The organism is Actinopolymorpha cephalotaxi, from assembly GCF_013408535.1.
GTDB lineage: Bacteria > Actinomycetota > Actinomycetes > Propionibacteriales > Actinopolymorphaceae > Actinopolymorpha > Actinopolymorpha cephalotaxi.
Genome location: NZ_JACBZA010000001.1, coordinates 5,315,679 through 5,333,161 on the forward strand (window position 1 = coordinate 5,315,679; position 17,483 = coordinate 5,333,161).

The 17,483-nt window shown below is 71.5% G+C and carries 14 protein-coding genes; 9 read left to right on the plus strand and 5 right to left on the minus strand.

Going from position 1 to position 17,483, the window contains the following annotated elements; translation table 11 throughout:
• The first annotated feature begins 155 nt into the window (after positions 1 to 155).
• Both FHR37_RS23610 and FHR37_RS23615 read left to right on the plus strand, forming a co-directional pair.
• Complete coding sequence (locus FHR37_RS23610; protein WP_092879663.1) at positions 156 to 641, plus strand: cation:proton antiporter regulatory subunit; 486 nt, start codon at positions 156 to 158, stop codon at positions 639 to 641.
• A gap of 3 nt (positions 642 to 644) precedes the next feature.
• Positions 645 to 1,958 (plus strand): cation:proton antiporter, encoded by a 1,314-nt coding sequence (locus tag FHR37_RS23615; protein WP_092879660.1) that lies wholly within the window; start codon positions 645 to 647, stop codon positions 1,956 to 1,958.
• Here FHR37_RS23615 and FHR37_RS23620 read toward each other — a convergent pair.
• Positions 1,889 to 2,479 carry a CGNR zinc finger domain-containing protein gene (locus tag FHR37_RS23620; RefSeq protein ID WP_092879657.1) on the minus strand — a complete coding sequence of 197 codons (591 nt, stop codon included), beginning with the start codon at positions 2,477 to 2,479 and terminating at the stop codon, positions 1,889 to 1,891. The genes FHR37_RS23615 and FHR37_RS23620 overlap by 70 nt on opposite strands.
• Positions 2,480 to 2,604: 125 nt before the next feature.
• Between FHR37_RS23620 and FHR37_RS23625 the strand changes: the two genes are divergently transcribed.
• The gene (locus FHR37_RS23625; RefSeq protein WP_139238754.1) at positions 2,605 to 3,837 is read left to right on the plus strand and encodes an MFS transporter; all 1,233 of its coding nucleotides are present in this window, start codon (positions 2,605 to 2,607) and stop codon (positions 3,835 to 3,837) included.
• Positions 3,838 to 3,850: 13 nt separating this feature from the next.
• Here the strand turns inward: FHR37_RS23625 and lpdA are convergent, their stop codons facing one another.
• The 3 genes from lpdA to FHR37_RS23640 are packed head-to-tail and all read right to left on the minus strand — an operon-like array spanning position 3,851 to position 8,962.
• Positions 3,851 to 5,251 carry a dihydrolipoyl dehydrogenase gene (gene lpdA, locus FHR37_RS23630; protein ID WP_092879651.1) on the minus strand — a complete coding sequence of 467 codons (1,401 nt, stop codon included), beginning with the start codon at positions 5,249 to 5,251 and terminating at the stop codon, positions 3,851 to 3,853.
• Positions 5,252 to 5,277: 26 nt separating this feature from the next.
• Positions 5,278 to 7,098 carry an ABC transporter ATP-binding protein gene (locus FHR37_RS23635; protein WP_237768506.1) on the minus strand — a complete coding sequence of 607 codons (1,821 nt, stop codon included), beginning with the start codon at positions 7,096 to 7,098 and terminating at the stop codon, positions 5,278 to 5,280.
• A 4-nt stretch (positions 7,099 to 7,102) separates the two neighbouring features.
• The gene (locus tag FHR37_RS23640; RefSeq protein ID WP_237768505.1) at positions 7,103 to 8,962 is read right to left on the minus strand and encodes an ABC transporter ATP-binding protein; all 1,860 of its coding nucleotides are present in this window, start codon (positions 8,960 to 8,962) and stop codon (positions 7,103 to 7,105) included.
• Here FHR37_RS23640 and FHR37_RS23645 point away from each other — a divergent pair.
• Entirely contained in the window at positions 8,949 to 10,085 is a 1,137-nt protein-coding gene (locus FHR37_RS23645; protein ID WP_092879646.1) for a tartrate dehydrogenase, read from the plus strand. The genes FHR37_RS23640 and FHR37_RS23645 overlap by 14 nt on opposite strands.
• On the opposite strand, the gene FHR37_RS23650 is transcribed toward FHR37_RS23645, so the two are convergent.
• Positions 10,039 to 11,340 (minus strand): ROK family protein, encoded by a 1,302-nt coding sequence (locus tag FHR37_RS23650; protein ID WP_092879643.1) that lies wholly within the window; start codon positions 11,338 to 11,340, stop codon positions 10,039 to 10,041. The genes FHR37_RS23645 and FHR37_RS23650 overlap by 47 nt on opposite strands.
• Positions 11,341 to 11,684: 344 nt before the next feature.
• Between FHR37_RS23650 and FHR37_RS23655 the strand changes: the two genes are divergently transcribed.
• From FHR37_RS23655 to FHR37_RS23675, 5 genes are read left to right on the plus strand one after another with little or no spacing between them, the layout of a single operon-like run.
• A complete protein-coding gene (locus FHR37_RS23655) occupies positions 11,685 to 13,361 on the plus strand; it encodes an ABC transporter substrate-binding protein (protein WP_092879640.1) in 1,677 nt (558 codons plus the stop codon).
• Positions 13,362 to 13,374: 13 nt separating this feature from the next.
• Positions 13,375 to 14,361, plus strand: a complete 987-nt coding sequence (locus FHR37_RS23660; protein WP_092879637.1) for an ABC transporter permease — start codon at positions 13,375 to 13,377, stop codon at positions 14,359 to 14,361.
• Positions 14,361 to 15,386 carry an ABC transporter permease gene (locus tag FHR37_RS23665; RefSeq protein WP_092879633.1) on the plus strand — a complete coding sequence of 342 codons (1,026 nt, stop codon included), beginning with the start codon at positions 14,361 to 14,363 and terminating at the stop codon, positions 15,384 to 15,386. The genes FHR37_RS23660 and FHR37_RS23665 overlap by 1 nt, the downstream gene beginning before the upstream one ends.
• Positions 15,361 to 16,401 carry an ABC transporter ATP-binding protein gene (locus FHR37_RS23670; RefSeq protein WP_092879630.1) on the plus strand — a complete coding sequence of 347 codons (1,041 nt, stop codon included), beginning with the start codon at positions 15,361 to 15,363 and terminating at the stop codon, positions 16,399 to 16,401. Before FHR37_RS23665 ends, FHR37_RS23670 begins: the two co-directional genes overlap by 26 nt.
• On the plus strand, positions 16,398 to 17,450 hold the full coding sequence (locus FHR37_RS23675; protein ID WP_175542279.1) for an ABC transporter ATP-binding protein: 1,053 nt from the start codon (positions 16,398 to 16,400) through the stop codon (positions 17,448 to 17,450). Before FHR37_RS23670 ends, FHR37_RS23675 begins: the two co-directional genes overlap by 4 nt.
• Positions 17,451 to 17,483 lie beyond the last annotated feature (33 nt).

A 17,483-nucleotide genomic window follows, 5' to 3' on the forward strand; every position in this document is an offset into this window, starting at 1 on the left:
CAGTCCGGCGGCCAGCACCGGTCGCCCACCCGGTTCCCGGCCCGGTGGTGGCCGGTGGGCGAAGGTGCCGGCGAGTGAGAGGATCGGTGCGGCCCACCCGCACCCCGGGTGGGCCGCACAGGCTCGCGAACCCGAACGCGGAAAGGGATGTCCGGATGGCCGGCCCACGGATGAGCTCGACACCACTGCCCGGGATCGGGGTTCAGTACGACCTCACGACCCGCGACGACCGGCACCTGTCGGTGGTGGCGCACCGCGACGGCGCCCGGACGCTGTCCGCCTACCGCGGTGACGACCCGGACGCGTGCGCGCTGTCCCTCCAGCTCAGCGGCCCGGAGGCGGCCACCCTGGCCGAGGCCCTGCTGCCGACGCACAAGAGCCCGAGCCTGCTGCACACCACCGACCTCGGCCTGGTCGCGGACCGGATCCCGCTGTCGGCCACCTCGCTGTGGAACGGCCGGGTGCTCGGCGAGACCCGGCTGCGCGCGGAGACCGGCGCGTCGATCGTCGCCGTACTCCGGCGTACGGACGCGATCCCGTCCCCGCGTCCGGACTTCCGGCTGGCGGGCGGTGACACCCTTATCGTGATCGGCACCCGGGAGGGCGTGGACGCGGCCGCCGCGATCCTCGAGAGGGAGTGACGCGTGCACTCGACCCTCCTGCTGATCGAGCTCGGCGCCGTCATCCTGGGACTCGGGCTGCTCGGCCGGATCGCCGGCCGCTACGGCTTCTCCCCCATTCCGCTCTACCTGCTGGCCGGACTGGCGTTCGGCCACGGCGGACTGCTCCCGCTGGACGCCAGCGAGGAGTTCGTGTCCGTGGGCGCCGAGATCGGCGTCATCCTGCTGTTGCTGATGCTCGGCCTCGAGTACACCGCCGCCGACCTGGTCACCAACCTCAAGACGCAGTTCCCGGCCGGCGTCGTCGACTTCACCCTGAACGCCGTGCCCGGCGCGCTGGCCGCGCTGCTGCTCGGCTGGGGACCGGTCGCGGCGGTCGTGCTCGCGGGAGTCACCTGGATCTCCTCCTCCGGGGTGATCGCCAAGGTGCTCGGCGACCTCGGCCGGATCGGTAACCGCGAGACACCGGTGATCCTGAGCGTGCTGGTCCTCGAGGACCTCTCGATGGCGGTCTACCTGCCGATCCTCACCGCGCTGGTGGCCGGGGCCGGGCTGGCCACCGGCAGCATCACGCTGGTGATCGCGCTCGGTGCGGCCGGCGCCGTGCTGGTGGTCGCGCTCCGCTACGGCAGGCTGATCTCGCAGTTCGTGTCCAGTGACGACCCGGAGAAGCTACTGCTGGTGGTGTTCGGGCTGACGCTGCTGGTCGCCGGGATCGCCCAGCAGGTGCAGGTGTCCGCGGCGGTCGGCGCCTTCCTGGTCGGCATCGCGCTGTCCGGTGAGGTGGCCGAGGGTGCGCACACGCTGCTCAGCCCGCTGCGCGACCTGTTCGCCGCGGTGTTCTTCGTGTTCTTCGGGCTGAACACCGACCCGGCGAGCATCCCGCCGGTCCTGTTCCCCGCGCTGCTGCTCGCGGCCGTCACCATCGTCACCAAGATCGCCACCGGCTACTGGGCGGCGCGACGGGCAGGCATCGGCGAACGCGGACGGTGGCGGGCCGGCGGCACTCTCGTCGCCCGGGGTGAGTTCTCCATCGTCATCGCCGGCATCGCGGTCACCGCCGGCGTACAGCCCGAACTCGGGCCGCTGGCCACGGCGTACGTCCTGCTGCTGGTGATCGCCGGACCGCTCACCGCGAGGTACGTCGAACCCGTCGCGAGCCGGGTCCGGCGGGCCCTGAACGCTCCGCCCACACCGCCTCCGCCACCTCCCGCACCGCCGGACAACGAATCCCGGGTGGACGAGCCGGAGTACGCGCCGGTGGACGGTCAGCCGGCCGAGCCCGGCGAGACAGACGAGGTGGACGAGGGAGCGCCGCCCCGGCGACGCGCGCGGTAGGCAGCGGCCTTCACCCGGTCGCCGCAGCCGGCCATCTCACACCAGCGGCGGCGGTGCCCGCGCGAGCGGTCCAGGAACGGGTGCGTGCAGTCGTCGTCGGCGCACCACTTCAGCACGCCGCCCCGGTCCGGGTCGAACAACGCGATCGCGTCCCGGGCGACCGCGGACAGCCCGGCGGCGAGGTCGCCGGTGTGGGTGATCCGGCCGTTCCCGGTGAGTCGCGGGACCGGGTCGGGTGCGGCGGCAGCGGCGTTCAGCCGGCGCAGGTGTGCCGGCCGCGGCGCCTCGCCGGGACGGTCGATGCGCTGCTCGACCAGCGCGAACAGCACCTCACGCAGGCCGATCGCGTTGGCCAGGTCGCCGGCGGTCACCTCCGGCGGCCGGTCGAGTACGCCCGCCGACACCAGCCACCTGCCCAGGTCGGCCGGGGCGCGTAGCTGTTCCACCCGGTTGGTGTGGCGTTCGTTCAGCGTGCCCACGTAGTCCAGGGCCAGGTTGCCACCCACGAAGACAACTCCCATGTCACCACCTTGACCGGTGACGTCCGGATCTGCAAGGGTTCCTTGCCACGTCACCGGTCGAAGCGGTGACGCCATCGCGATGCGCGTCACCAGTCAGAACGGTGACGCAGCTGGAGGGGACCGGGATGACCGTCCAGGACACCGGCAGCCGGGCGCGGGCGGGCTGGGTCACTCGCGTGCGACGGTTCGGGCTGCCGCGCTACCTGCTGGCCGCGACGCTGGCCCGGACGGCGGACGCGGGCGCGGCCGTCGGCCTGCTGCTACTGGCCGCCGACCGGCACGACGGCGCGACCGCGCTCACCGGCGGACTGCTCGCGGCCGCGCTGACCGCACCCCACCTGCTCGGCCCGCTGCTCGCACGCCGGCTGGACTCCCTCGCCGACGGCCGGCGGATGCTGGCCACGGCGTCCTGTGCGTACGGGGTGTTCCTGGCCGCCGGCGCGTTGCTCACCGGCCGGGCGCCGCTGCCGGTGGCGGTGGTGGCCGTCGCCCTCGCCGGGTCGTGCGGGCCGCTGCTCACCAGCGGGCTGAGCAGCCAGCTGGCGGGCGTACTACGAAACGGTGGCGAGGCGGAGCGGAGCACCCGGCGCGCGGAGGGATGGGACGCGCTCACCTACGGGCTGGCAGGGACGGCCGGCCCGGCCGCGGTGGCGGTGCTGGCCGCGGCCACCACGCCGCTGGTCGCCGTCCTCACTCTCGCCGCGGCGGCCGACCTCGGTGGCCTGCTCACCCTCTCGCTTCCCCGGCGGCAGCCGCAGGGGCACGACGCCGAGAAGGCCATGCCGACCCGTCAGGTGCTGGGCCTGCTCGCGCGGTTCGGGCCGTTGCGCCGGGTCACCTACGCGACGATGCTCACCGCACTCGTGCTCGGCGGCATCCCTGTCCTGGCGGTGACGACCGGCGCCCGGCTCGGCTCCGGAGCCGCCGCGGGCGCCGCGCTGGTCACCGCGTTCGGTGTAGGCAACCTCGGCGGCTCGCTGCTGGTGACCGCGTTCCCGTTGGGTGGTGAGCCCGAACGGCTGACCACCCGCTACGTCTGGGTGCTGGCCGGCGTGCTCGCGCTGACCGCGGCGGCACCGACGTACTGGCTCGCGCTGGCCGGGTTCGCGCTGGTGGGAGCGGCGAACGCGCCGTTCTTCGCCGCCACCCTGGCCGCCCGCTCTGCGTACTCACCGGCGTCCGCACGTGCCCAGGTGTTCGCCGCCGTCGCGGGGTTCAAGATCGCCGCGGCCTCTGCGGGCACCGCTCTCGCCGGCCTGCTCAGTGGGCACGACCCGCGGTGGATCCTGCTCGGCAGCGCCGCCCTGGTGGGAGCAGGCGCCGCCGCGACCGTCGCCGAACGACGGCGCCTCACCTGAGGAGACCGTCGGCTCACATGTTGATCATGTGGCCGGCGAGCCCGTGGACGGCCTCCTTGACGGCCTCACCGAGCGTCGGGTGGGCGTGCACGTTGCGGGCGACCTCGTTGACGGTGAGGTCCCACTGCTGGGCCAGCGTCAGCTCCGGCAGCAGCTCGCTGGCGTCCGGGCCGATGATGTGGGCGCCGAGCAGCTCGCCGTACTTGCCGTCGCTGAGGATCTTCACGAAGCCGCCCGGGTCGCCGAGCCCGTGCGCCTTGCCGTTGGCGGTGAACGGGAACTTCGCCACCTTGACGTCGTGGCCGGCGTCGCGGGCCTGCTGCTCGGTGAGCCCGAAGCTCGCGATCTGCGGCTGGCAGTAGGTCGCCCGCGGGATCATCACGTACTCGAGCTCCTGCGTCTCGGCGTCGCCGATCGTCTCCGCCGCCACGATGCCCATCGCCTCCGCGGCGTGCGCGAGCATCAGCTTCGCGGTCACGTCGCCGATGGCGAAGATGTGCGGGACGCTGGTGCGGCAGCGCCGGTCGACCGCGATCGCGCCGCGGTCGGTCAGCTCCACCCCGGTGGCGTCCAGGCCGTAGCCCTTCACGCGAGGCGCGAAGCCGATCGCCTGCATCACCTTGTCGGCCTTCAGGGTCTGCTTCTCCCCGTCGCGGGTGACCAGCACCTCCACCTGGTCCCCACTCTCGTCGATCGACTCCACCCGGGTCGAGGTGAGGATGTCGATGCCGAGCTTGCGGAAGCGGCGGTTGAGCTCCGCGGACACCTCGGCGTCCTCGGTGGGCACCACCCGGTCGAGGAACTCCACGATGGTCACCTTCACGCCGTAGGCGTTCAGGACGTACGCGAACTCGACCCCGATCGCGCCCGCGCCCGCGATCACGATGCTGCCCGGGAGCTCCTCGCTGAGGATCTGCCCCTCGTAGGTCACCACCCGGTCGCTGAGGGAGGTGCCCGGCAGCAGCCGGGTCTCCGCGCCGACGGAGATGATGCAGTTGTCGAACGTGATCGTCTCGGTGCCGCCGTCGGACTTGTCGACCCGGATGGTGTGGGCGTCGGTGAAGGTGCCGCGGCCGTCGTACTCGGTGATCGCGTTCTTCTTCATCAGGAAGTGGACGCCCTTGACCCGGCCGTCGGCGACCTTCCGGCTGCGGGAGAACGCCGCACCGTAGTTGAGTCGTACCTCACCGTCGGACTCGATGCCGAACAGCTTGGCCTCGCGGGTGATGGTGTTGGCCAGCTCCGCGTTGCGCAGCAGTGCCTTGGACGGGATGCAGCCGATGTTGAGGCAGACGCCGCCCCAGAACTTCTCCTCCACGACCGCGGTTTTCTTACCGAGTTGTGCGGCTCGTACCGCCGCCGTGTAGCCACCCGGACCCGAACCCAGCACCACCACGTCAAAGTGTGTCGACATGCCCCAGACGGTAGCTCGTTCCCAGGTCAGCGGTAGGCACGGGCCTGCATCTGGAACAGCTCGGCGTACCGCCCGCCCAGGGCCACCAGCTCCTCGTGCGAGCCGACCTCGGCGACCCGCCCGTCGGCCATCACCACGATCAGGTCGGCCATCCGTACGGTGGAGAACCGGTGGGACACCAGGATGGTCACCCCGCCGGTCTCCGCGGCCGCCTGCCGGGACGCCTGCGCGAACCGCTCGAACAGCACGTGCTCGGCCTCGGGGTCGAGTGCGGCGGTGGGTTCGTCCAGCAGCAACAGCAGGGTGCGCTCCCGCATGAACGCCCGGGCCAGGGCCAGCCGCTGCCACTGCCCGCCGGACAGGTCCACGCCTTCGGAGAACTTCTTGCCCAGCTGGGTGTCCAGGCCGCGGGGCAGCTTCTCCACCACCGCCTCGGCGTCGCCGCGGCGGATCGCCGCCGCCACCGCCTGCTCGTCGTCCATCCGGTCGGCGTCGCCGATGCCCACCACCTCCCGGGCGGTGAACTGGAACTTCACGAAGTCCTGGAAGCCGGCCGAGATCCGAGCCCGCCAGGCGGCCGGGTCCAGGTCGCGCAGGTCGGTGCCGTCGACCCGGATCGAGCCCGACGTCGGGTCGTACAGCCTGGCCAGCAACTTCACCAGGGTGGTCTTCCCGGCGCCGTTCTCCCCGACCAGCGCGACGGTGGAGCCGGCCGGCAGGTGCAGGTCGACGTCGTGCAGGGTGGAAAGCTCCGAGCCGGGGTAGCGGAAGCCGACGCCGCGGAAGCTGATCCCCTCCGTCAGCCGGGGCGGCGCGGGCGTGCGGCTTTGCGACCACGAGTTGCGGGCTGCGTACTCCCGCAACCAGTCGTAGCGGCCGAAGCTGCGCAGGATCTCGCCCATCCAGTAGACGTTTCCGGCCAGGCCGCCGGCGAGCTGGTCCACCTGCGGCGCGACCAGGATCAGGAGTACGACGTCGCCGGCGCTGACCTGACCGGATCGCGCCCGTGCCAGCACCCACACGATCGCGCCGGCGTAGACCACGCCGAAGGCGGCCCGCACCGTCCCGTCGAGCAGGGCACCCTTGCGCAACGCCGCCGCCTGGATGTCGAACACCTCGTCGTGCAGCCGGGCGAGCCGGTCGACCAGCACCGGGCGCAGGCCGAAGACCCGGACCTCCAGGCCGTTGCGGGCGTCCTTGGAGATCTCGATCAGCCGGTCGATCATCCGGTGGCGCGGCGCCACCTCCTCGACGGCGTCCTGCACTCGGCGGATGTTGCGGTAGGACGACCACACCCGGCCCAGGCCGAGCACCGGGAGCAGCAACAAGACCGGGTGCACCGATCCGAGCAGGCCGAGCACCGCGACGGTGTTGGCCGCGATGCCGACCAGGAACAGCAGCATCTCGAAGCTGACGCCGAGCCGCCACGCCTGCTCGCGGATCAGCTCCAGCCGGTCGGCGACCTTCGGGTCCTCGTGGTGGGTGATGCTCGGGATCGACACGGTGACGTCCAGCAGGTCGCGGTAGACCCGCCCCGCCACCCGCTCGGCGGTGGTGTCCTGGATCGGGCCGGTGACGACCATCCCGACGAAGCTCACCGCGAACCCGACGAGGATGACGGTCGTGCCCAGGCCGATGGTGCCGGAGTCCCGCCCGGTCAGCCCGTCGACGAGGAGTTTCACGCCGTACGTCTGGGCCGGCGCGGTCACCGCCTGCAGCACCGACAGCAGGCACTGGACGACGACCAGCAGCGGAGCGGCCCGGAAGGCGGTGACCGCCCACAGGCGGACGGCCCGCACCGCCTCGGGCATCGGCAGCGAGCGCTCCTCGGCCTTCGGGTCGCTCATGGCCTCAGGCCTTCCCCTCGACCTCGGCCACGGCGTACCGCTCGGCCTGCAAGGTGAACATGTCGGCGTACCGCCCACCGGTGCTCAACAACTCGTCGTGCGTGCCGGACTCGACGATCCGGCCGTTCTCGAGGACGCAGATCCGGTGCGCGTCGCGGACGACCGAGAAGCGGTGGGAGATGATCAGCGAGGTGAGCCCGGACGTCAGGTCGAGGTAACGCTCCACCAGCTCGGCCTCGGCGCGGACGTCCAGCGCGGCGGCCGGCTCGTCCAGCACGAGCACCCCGGCGCCCGCGTCGACCGCGAACAACGCCCGCGCCAGCGCGACCCGCTGCCACTCCCCGCCGGACAGGTCGACGCCGCCGGTGTAGGTCTTGTCCAGCACGGTGTTCCAGCCGGAGGGAAGCCGGGCGACGACGTCGGTGATGCCGGCCTCGGCGGCCACCCGGCCGACCGCGTCGCCGGGGTCGACCGCTGGAGAGTCACCGGGCGGGCCGGCGTGCTCGACCGCGCCGAGCACGACGTTGTCGGTGGCCGACAGCGGGAACCGCAGGAAATCCTGCACGATGGCGGCGATCCGCCGCTGCCACCGGGCCAGGTCGAGGTCGCGCAGGTCGACACCGTCGACGGTGATCCGGCCCGACGTCGGCTGGTAGACACCGGCGAGCAGCTTGACCAGGGTGGACTTCCCGGCGCCGTTGACGCCCACGAGGGCGAGCGCCTCCCCGGCCCGGATCTCCAGGTCGAGCCCGGACAGCACCTCCGCGCCCTCGGCGGCGCCGGGGTAGCGGAAGCTGACGTTCTCGAAGCGTACGCACTCCCGCGGCATCAGGCCGACGTCGCGTGCACCGTCGGTGCTTCCCGCGGTCTGCTCGGGGTGGTGTTCGCCGATGTAGCCCGGCAGCTCCCGCAGCGCGCGCAGGGCGGTCTGTGCCCGCCGCACCTGCACCGCCGCGAACCCGTTGTACGACATGCCGACGGCGAGGATGGCGGGCACCGCGGTGGCCACCTGGGTCAGCGGCAGGTCACCGGCCAGTGCCGCCCGGGCGACCAGCACCACCGCGACCACGTGCGCGGCCAGGTGCACCACGGCCGCGCCGGCGGAGGACACCGTGCCCCTGCGGCGGGCCGCCCACACCGGCCGCATCGCGTCCAGCCACTCCCGCCGGTGGCGTTCGACCAGCCAGCGGCCGAGGCCGAACACCCGCAGCTCCTTCGGCGCGTCCTTCATGCCGAGGTCGAAGAGGTACCACGTGCGGCGCTGCCCCTCGGTGAGTCCCCACCAGGAGTCGATCTCGCGCTCGACCACCCGGCGGCGGTCCCACTCCATGAAGAAGGTGACGGCGGCGAGGACGACCGCCACCGGCCAGGAGAACGTCCGGCCGACCAGAACGGCCGAACCCAGCAGTGTGAGCCGGCTGGACACCAACTGGGGAAGGGTGTGCAGGCCGTTGCTGACCTGGTAGCCCTCCTTGCCCTTGGCGCGCTCCTGCTCGTCCTGCACCTGTGGGTCTTCCAGGTGGTGGATGCGGCGCGGTGCGAGCAGCGGGTCGATGACGCGGACGCCGATGTCGCGGGAGACCCGGTTGGAGAGGTTCCACTGCGTGACCTGGGTGAGCGCGGGCAGCGTGCTCTGCGCGACGAACACCACCAGCATCGTCGCGAGCAGGAACCCGAAGCCGGCAAGGGACATCCCGGACGTCGTGGCCGTCCTGCCCGCGACGACGCCGGGCACCGCGCCGACGACCTGCCCGACGAGGTAGGTGAGCAGGACGCCGAGAACGGACGAGGAGACGGCCAGGCCGAGCGTCAGAAGGGTGTTGCGGCGGGCGACCTGGTAGGCATACCCGATGAGTGCGAACACGCCGAGGACCGTAACGGCCACCACCGACAGGCACAACGGGATTAGCTCCGCCACCGGCGCCCGGGTGCACGACATCGCCGTCGTCGCCGGGGACGGCATCGGCCGGGAGGTGGTGCCGGCCGCGGTCCGGTGCCTGGACCTCGCCGCCGCCCGGCACGGCTTCTCGTTCGCCTGGACGGAGTACGACTGGGGCTCGGACCACTACCGCAGGCACGGGGCGATGATGCCGCCGGACGGCCTGGACCGGCTGCACGCGCACGACGCCATCTTCCTCGGTGCTGTCGGCGCGCCGGACATCCCCGACACCGAAACCCTGTGGGGGTTGCTGATCCCGATCCGGCGCCGGTTCAGCCAGTACGTCAACCTCCGGCCGGTGCGCACGCTGCCCGGCGTGCCCAGCCCGGTGCGCGGCGCGGAAACGATGGACCTGGTGATCGTGCGGGAGAACGTCGAGGGCGAGTACTCCGAGGTGGGCGGGCGGATCTACCGCGGCGAGCCGGCCGAGGCCGCGATCCAGGAGGCGGTGTTCACCCGGACCGGCATCACCCGGGTGGCGGCGTTCGCGGCCGAGCTCGCCGCCGGGCGGCACGGCCTGGTCACCTCCGTCACCAAGTCCAACGGCATCGTGCACACCATGCCGTTCTGGGACGAGGTGGTGGAGCAGACGCTGGCCGGCCGGGCGGGCGTACGGCTGGAGAAGATCCTGGTGGACGCGATGGCTGCCAAGCTGGTGCTGGCGCCGACCGCGTTCGACGTCATCGTCGCGTCCAACCTGTTCGGCGACATCCTCTCCGACCTCGCGGGCGCGATCGCCGGGTCGATCGGGGTCGCGCCGAGCGCCAACCTCAACCCCGAACGCGACCACCCGTCGATGTTCGAGCCGGTGCACGGGTCCGCGCCGGACATCGCCGGCAAGGGCGCCGCCAACCCGGTCGGCCAGCTGTGGGCGGGCGCGATGATGCTCGACCATCTGGGTGAGCCGGCCGCCGCCGCGGACGTGGTCGCGGCGTTCGAGGCCGTGCTCGCCGACGGCGTTCGTACGCCCGACCTGGGCGGAACGTCCGGCACGGCGGAGTTCACCGACGCGGTGGCGCGGCACCTCGGCGAGGCTCCCCCGCGCTGACGGGCGTCTCCACGTCCCGGGCCTCGAACCACTCGAGCAGCCGGGGTTCCACGTCGTCCAGCCCCCGGCGGACCGCACCCAGCACCACCGCCCGCTCACCGAGGGCCGACGCCACGACGCGAGGCGGGACGGCGATCCGGCCGCGCAGCAACCGGTGGGTGATCCGGCGCAGCGGGTCGACCAGCACCTCGTCGGCCGCTGTGCCGCCGCCGACGACGACGAGCTCCGGGCTCACCAGCAACGCCACCGTCACCAGGCCGTATCCTGCCCCCGCCACGAAACGTTCCAGCGCGGCCCGGGCCTCGCGCGACCCGCTCGACGCCGCCTCGATCAGCGGCCGGGTCTCCACCCCCCAGGACAGGCTCTCCCGGTCCTCGGGCCGGCGCAGGCTGTGCCGGCTGGGCCGGCGGCTGCCCCAGCCGACGAACTCCGCCACCAGCTCCGCACTCGCCACGGCCACGTCGCCGCGGGCCGTGCGCGAGTCCTCCCACAGATCGAGGAAGCCGAGCTCGCCGGCGCCGCCGCCGTGCCCGCGCAGCAGCCGCCCGTCGACCACGAACCCCGCGCCCGTACGAGAACCCAGCAGCAGGAACGCGATGTCGCGGCAGCCCACCGCCACTCCCCGCCACGCCTCGCCGACCGCGGCGAGGTTGGCGTCGTTCTCCACCAGGACCGGGCACCCGAACGCCGACCGCAACGATCCGGCGAGGTCCAGGTCGGACCATTCCGGCAGCGCGGTGCAGAAGCGCACCCGGCCGGCCTCGGCGTCCACGGTGCCGGGTGTGCCGACCACCGCGGTCAGCACGTCGCCGGCGCGCACGCCCGCGGCGGCCAGCGCCGCCCGCACGGTCGCCCGCACCACCCGCAGCCGCGACCGGCGCCCGGCCTCGCGGTCGACGCCGCGGGTGCGCTCGGCCACCAGCTCACCGGCCAGGTCGGCGACGGCGGCGTGCACGGACTCCTCGGCCACGTCCACCCCGAGCAGGTGACCGGCGCCGGCGCGGAACCGGAACCGCCGGGCCGGCCGTCCGCGCCGCGGCCGGGCGGGTGCGGACCCCGGACCGGTCGCCTCCATCACGGCGCCGAGCCGTACCAGGTCGGCGACCGCGGCGTCCACCGTCGGCCGGGACAGGTCGGTACTGGCGGCGACCTCGGCGACGCTCCGGTCGGCCTCGGAGCCGCGCAGGGTGTCCAGAACCGTCCGCGCGTTGATGCGCCGCAGCAGCGCCGGGGTCGCGGGGTCGCTTACCTGCAAGGGTCCTCACTCCTTCTGCGGCGTACCTCGACAGGGCCGGACGGTGCGCCTGGCTGTTCACCAGCATCACGACCGGGAACGGCCGACAGTGCCCGGACGGCGGAAACGGCCAGTAATTTCACAAGGCCTTTACCTAAAGAAGGCTTGCTATCGACCCGTGGGCGCGGGAATCTCGACTGCACCAGCAAGATCGGTTCGACGCCGCACCGGGTCTGCTGCGAGTTCTGCTCCATCGGCTTCCGCCGCACCAGCTTCTGCTCCACCAGCTCCGCTCCACCAGCTCCGCTCCACCAGCCCTTCAGGTACGCCCGTCCCGGCGCGCAGGCACGAACGGTGAGGACGCGATGAAACGATCGGTAGTTGTACGACTTCTCGCAGGCGCGTGCGGCCTGGCGCTGGCCGCGACCGCCTGCGGCGGGCAGTCCGACGAGGGCGGCGGCCCCGGTGGCGGCAGCACGCTGTCGGTGGTAAACGCGTCCGGCGCGTTGTGGACCTGCAACTTCAACCCCTACGCACCCACCTCGGGGCAGACCGCGGGTGCGATCTGGGAGCCGCTGATCTACGTCAACACCCTGACCGGCAAGGAGAAGCCCTGGCTGGCCACGGGTTACAAGTGGAGTTCGGACCGCAAGGAGCTCACCTTCACCACCCGGTCGGGCGTGAAGTGGACCGACGGGAAGCCGTTCACCGCCAAGGACGTCGCCTACACCTTCAACGCCGCCAAGACCAACGACGCGCTGGACAGCTACGCCCTGTGGGGCGAGGGCGTCCTCGACAGCGTGACCGCGGCGAACGACACCACGGTGAAGTTCCGGTTCAAGCGGGTCTCCACCTCGTCGTTCTACTACATCGCCGGCCAGACCTGGATCCTGCCCGAACACGTGTGGAGCAAGGTCAAGGACCCGGTGAAGGAGATGATGCGCAAGCCGGTCGGCACCGGGCCGTACACCATCGGCTCGTGCACGCCGCAGGCCGTCACCTACACCAAGAACCCGAAGTACTGGCAGAAGGGCAAGCCGAAGGTCGACAAGGTGCTCTACCCCGCCTTCGTCGACAACCAGCCGGCTAACCGCTACCTCGCGCAGGGCAAGGGCGACTGGGGCGGCCAGTTCGTTCCGAACATCGACAACTACTGGGTCGCCAAGGACAAGGCGCACCGCAAGTACTGGTACCCACCGAGCGGCAACGTCTACATCGGCATCAACGCGGCCAAGCCGTTCCTCGGTGACAAGCGGGTCCGGCAGGCGCTGTCGTACGCCGTGGACCGGGACAAGGTGTCCAGCGACGCGATGTTCGGCTACCAGCCGCCGGCCAACCAGGCCGCGATTCCCACGCCCACGTTCAAGGACTGGCTGGACCAGGCCGCGGTGTCGAAGTACGACTACGGTTTCGACCCGGCGAAGGTGGCGGGCAAGCTCCAGGCGGCCGGCTTCACCAAGGGCGCGGACGGGATGTTCAAGACGCCGGACGGCAAGCCGTTCAAGCTGAGCATCATCAACAACGGCGGCTTCACCGACTGGGTGGCCGCGGTGCAGGTGCTCACCGGGAGCTTCAAGAAGGCCGGCATCGCGGTGGAGGCGCTCAACCTCAACGGCAACGAGTACAACCGCCGGCTCAGCCAGGGCCAGTTCGACCTGGCGTACATGTCGGCGAGCTCCGGCCCCACGCCGTACTACCAGCTCCGCGACGTGCTCTACGGCGCCTACGCCAAGCCCATCGGCCAGGACACCAGCCGCAACTACGAACGCTGGAAGGACCCGGCCACCGACGCCCTGATCCGCCAGTACGACACGCTGACCGACCAGCAGGCCCAGATCGGCGTGGTCAAGAAGCTGGAACAGGTGATGCTGGAACAGGTCCCGGTCATCCCGGTCACCCAGGCGGTCTCGTGGAGCCAGATGGACAGCACGCACTTCACCAACTGGCCGTCGAAGCAGAACCCCTACGCCAACCCGGCGCCGTACGCCGCGCCCGACTGGGGCGTCGTCCTGCTCAACCTCGAGCCCGTGCAGAAGAAGTGACGAAGGCGCAGGTATGCCCCGACTGATCCGCAGGCTGGAGTTCTTCGTCGTCACGTTCTGGGCAGCGGTGAGTATCAACTTCCTGCTGCCCAGGATGATGCCCGGAGATCCGATCCAGCAGATGATGGCCCGGATGAAGGGCCAGATCACCGGCTCCCGACGGCACTCGCTGGAGGTGATGCTCGGCCTGAACACCCACGAACCCCTGTGGAGGCAGTACATCTCCTACTGGGGCCAGGTGTTCCGGTTCGACTTCGGCTCCTCCATCACCTACTTCCCCGAGAACGTCACCAGCGTGATCTCGATCGCGATCCCGTGGACGCTGGGACTCGTCGGGGTCACCACCGTCCTCGCGTTCGTACTCGGCACCCTGCTCGGCGCGGTCTCGGCCTGGCGGCGCGGCGGGGTGCTCGACAGCGTGCTGCCGCCGGTGTTCATCGTGGTGGGCGCGCTGCCGTTCTTCTGGGTGGGACTGCTGTTCCTGTACGTCTTCGGCGTTCTGCTTCCGTGGGCGCCGATCGGGTTCGGGTACGACATCACCGCCGGCCAGTTGTCGTTCGACTGGCAGACGATCAGCCAGATCGTCTCGCACGCGCTGCTGCCGGCGACGGTGATCGTGCTGACCTCCATCGGCGGGTGGATCCTCACCATGCGCAACACGATGATCGGCGTGCTGTCGGAGGACTACGTGAAGATGGCGCGGGCGAAGGGGTTGTCGTCCGGCCGGATCATGGTGCAGTACGCCAGCCGCAACGCGATCCTGCCCAACCTCACCGGGTTCGCGATGTCGCTCGGCTTCGTCATCAGCGGCGCCCTGCTGGTCGAGCTGGTGTTCACCTACCCCGGGGTCGGCTACCTGCTGGTGCAGGCGGTGACCGGGCAGGACTACCCGCTGATGCAGGCGCTGTTCCTGCTGATCACCGCGGCGACGCTGGTCTCGGTGCTGATCGCCGACGCGGTGACGTTCGTCCTCGACCCGCGGACCCGGGGCAGGGCGTGATGAGCACCGACCTCAACCACACCGAGGACACCGGGAGCCCCGGCGGCACGGAAACCGCCGTCGAGGCAGCGGCCACCCAGGACGACGACAACCGTCACCGGAGCGCGATCGGCCAGCTGCTCGGCTCGATCGCGCACAACCCCAAGGCACTCGCCGGGGCGGCGGTGCTGGGCATGTTCGTCGTGGTCGCGGTGTTCGCACCGCTGATCGCGCCGTTCGATCCGCACTCCACCGACTACGGCCGCGGTGTCGGCCCCAGCGGTGCGCACTGGCTCGGCACCACGACATACGGCCAGGACGTCTTCTCCCAGCTGGTGTACGGCACCCGCCAGTCGTTGCTGATCGCGTTCCTCGTCGGCGGGGTGGCGACGGTGGTGTCGGCCCTGATCGGCGTCGGCGCGGCCTACGTCGGCAACCTCGTCGACCACGGGCTGTCGCTGTTCACCGACATCTTCCTGGTGATCCCGGGGCTGCCGCTGCTGATCGTCATCTCCTCCTACATCCGCGGCGGCGGCATCATGGTGATGGTCGGCGTGATCGCGGTGACCAGCTGGGCCTACGGCGCGCGGCAGTTCCGGGCACAGGCACTGTCGCTGCGCAACCGGGAGTTCCTGGACGCCGCGCGGGTGCGCGGTGAACGCACCTCCTACACCGTGGTCTTCGAGATCCTGCCCACCATGTCGGGACTGCTGGTGGCGAACTTCCTCGGCGCCGCGGTGTACGGCGTGCTGGCGGTCGCGGGCCTGCAGTTCATCGGCCTGGGCGACATCACCTCGATCAGCTGGGGTTCGATGATGCACTGGGCGGAGAACAACGAGGCCCTGCAGGCGGGCACGCCGCTGTGGGACCTCGCCCCCGGCCTGTGCATCGCCCTGCTGGGCGCCAGTTTCTCGCTGATCAACTACGCCTTCGACGAGGTGAGCAACCCCGCGCTGCGCCCGCCGCGGCGACGCCGGCCGCAGCGCGACCGGTCACAGCGCAACCAGAAGGAGGTGTCCGGTGCAGCCACTGTCCAGCAGACCTGACACCACACCGCAGTCGCGTCAAGCCCTGCTTGACATCACCGACCTGGTGGTCGACTACGGCGTGCACGAGCCGGTCCGGGCGGTCGACCACGTGAGCCTGCGGGTGCGCCGGGGCGAGTTCGTCGGCATCGTCGGGGAGTCCGGGTGCGGCAAGTCCACCTTGCTGTACGCCGTGGCCCGGCTGCTCAGCCCGCCCGCGCGCATCGTGTCCGGGCAGGTCGACTTCGCGGGTCGCCAGATGGTCCAGCTCACCGAGGACGAGCTGCGCCCGATCCGCTGGCGCGACTACTCCGTGGTGATGCAGAGCGCGATGAACGCGCTCAATCCCGTGCTCAGCATCGGCGCCCAGCTGCGGGACGCGATGGCCGCGCACGAACGCATCCCGGCCGCGCAGATGCGGCAGCGGTCGGAGGAGGTGCTGCGGCTGGTCGGCATCGACCCGATTCACCTGACCAGCTACCCACACCAGCTGTCCGGCGGTATGCGGCAACGGGCGATGATCGCGATGGCGCTGGTGTTCCGGCCCGACCTGATCATCATGGACGAGCCGACGTCCGCCCTCGACGTGGTGGCCCAGCGGTCGCTGATGCGCCGGGTCAAGGCGCTGCAGGAGGAGTTCGGCTTCGCGGTCGTGTTCGTCACCCACGACATGTCGCTGGTCAGCCACTACTCCGACCGGCTGGCGATCATGTACGCCGGCCAGCTGGTCGAGCTCGGCGCCACCCGCGAGGTGTTCGCCCACGCGCGCCACCCGTACAGCGAGGGCCTGCTCGGCGCGTTCCCCTCCCTGCGTGGCGAACGCCGGGAGCTGACCGGCATCCCGGGCGCACCACCGGACCTGCGGCATCCACCGCGCGGTTGCCGTTTCCAGCCGCGCTGCCCGAAGGTGATGGACATCTGCCGCGAGGACCCGCCGGCGTACCACGTCGGCGCCACCGAACTCGTCCGCTGCCACCTCTACGGACCCGACGCCCACGGACCCGACGCCGCACCCGAACGTCAGGAGCAGCGATGACCGCCGTACGCGAGGACTCCGCCGCTTCGAGTTCTGCCGGCCCGGTGCTGCGGGCCACCAACCTCACCCGCCACTTCCGCGTCGGCGGCCGGCTCGGCCGCAACACCCTGCACGCCGTCGACGGGGTGGACCTCACCATCGGGCGGCGCGAGATCGTCGCCCTGGTGGGAGAAAGCGGCAGCGGCAAGAGCACGGTGGCGAGGTTGCTCGCGATGCTGCACCCGGTGACCGCGGGCGAGATCCACTACCACGGCCGGCCGGTGGGAACGCTCCGCGGCCGCAAGCAGCGCCTGGACTACCGCCGCCGGGTGCAGATGGTGTTCCAGGACCCCTACAGCTCGCTCAGCCCGGTCTATCCCGTCTCGCACGCGATCATGCGGTCGCTGCGGCTGCACCGCGGCGACCTGTCCGCGACCGAACGTACGAAGGAGGCCGAACGCCTGCTCGCGCTGGTGGGGCTCACCCCGCCCGGTGAGGTGATGCGGAAGTACCCCCACGAGCTCAGCGGCGGCCAGCGGCAGCGGGTCGGGTTCGCGGCGGCGCTGGCCTGCCGTCCGGAGGTGATCCTGGCCGACGAGCCGGTGTCGATGCTGGACGTGTCGATCCGGATCGGGCTGCTCAACCTGATGGCCAGGCTGCGCGAGCAGGAGGACGTGTCGTTCCTCTACATCACCCACGACCTGGCCAGCGCACGGTACGTCGCCGACCGGATGATGGTGATGTACGCCGGGCAGGTGGTGGAGAGCGGGCCGGCCGAACAGGTGCTCGCCGACCCGCGCCATCCGTACACCCAACTCCTGTTGTCGGCCGCACCGGACCCGGACGCGATGCGCGAGGAGAGCGGCCCGGACGACTACGGCGAGCCGCCGCGGGTGGTCGACCCCGAGGAGGGCTGCAGGTTCCGGCCGCGTTGCCCGCTGGCGATCCCGGTGTGCGACACCGTCACACCACCACTCGGCGAGTTGGTCCCGGGCCACTCCGCGGCGTGCCACGTCGCGGCCGTGGACGCGGGCGCGGCGACCGCACCCGCGTCGCCAACCTCCGGTTGACAGCCCGCCGGTTGACAGCCTGCGGTTGACAGC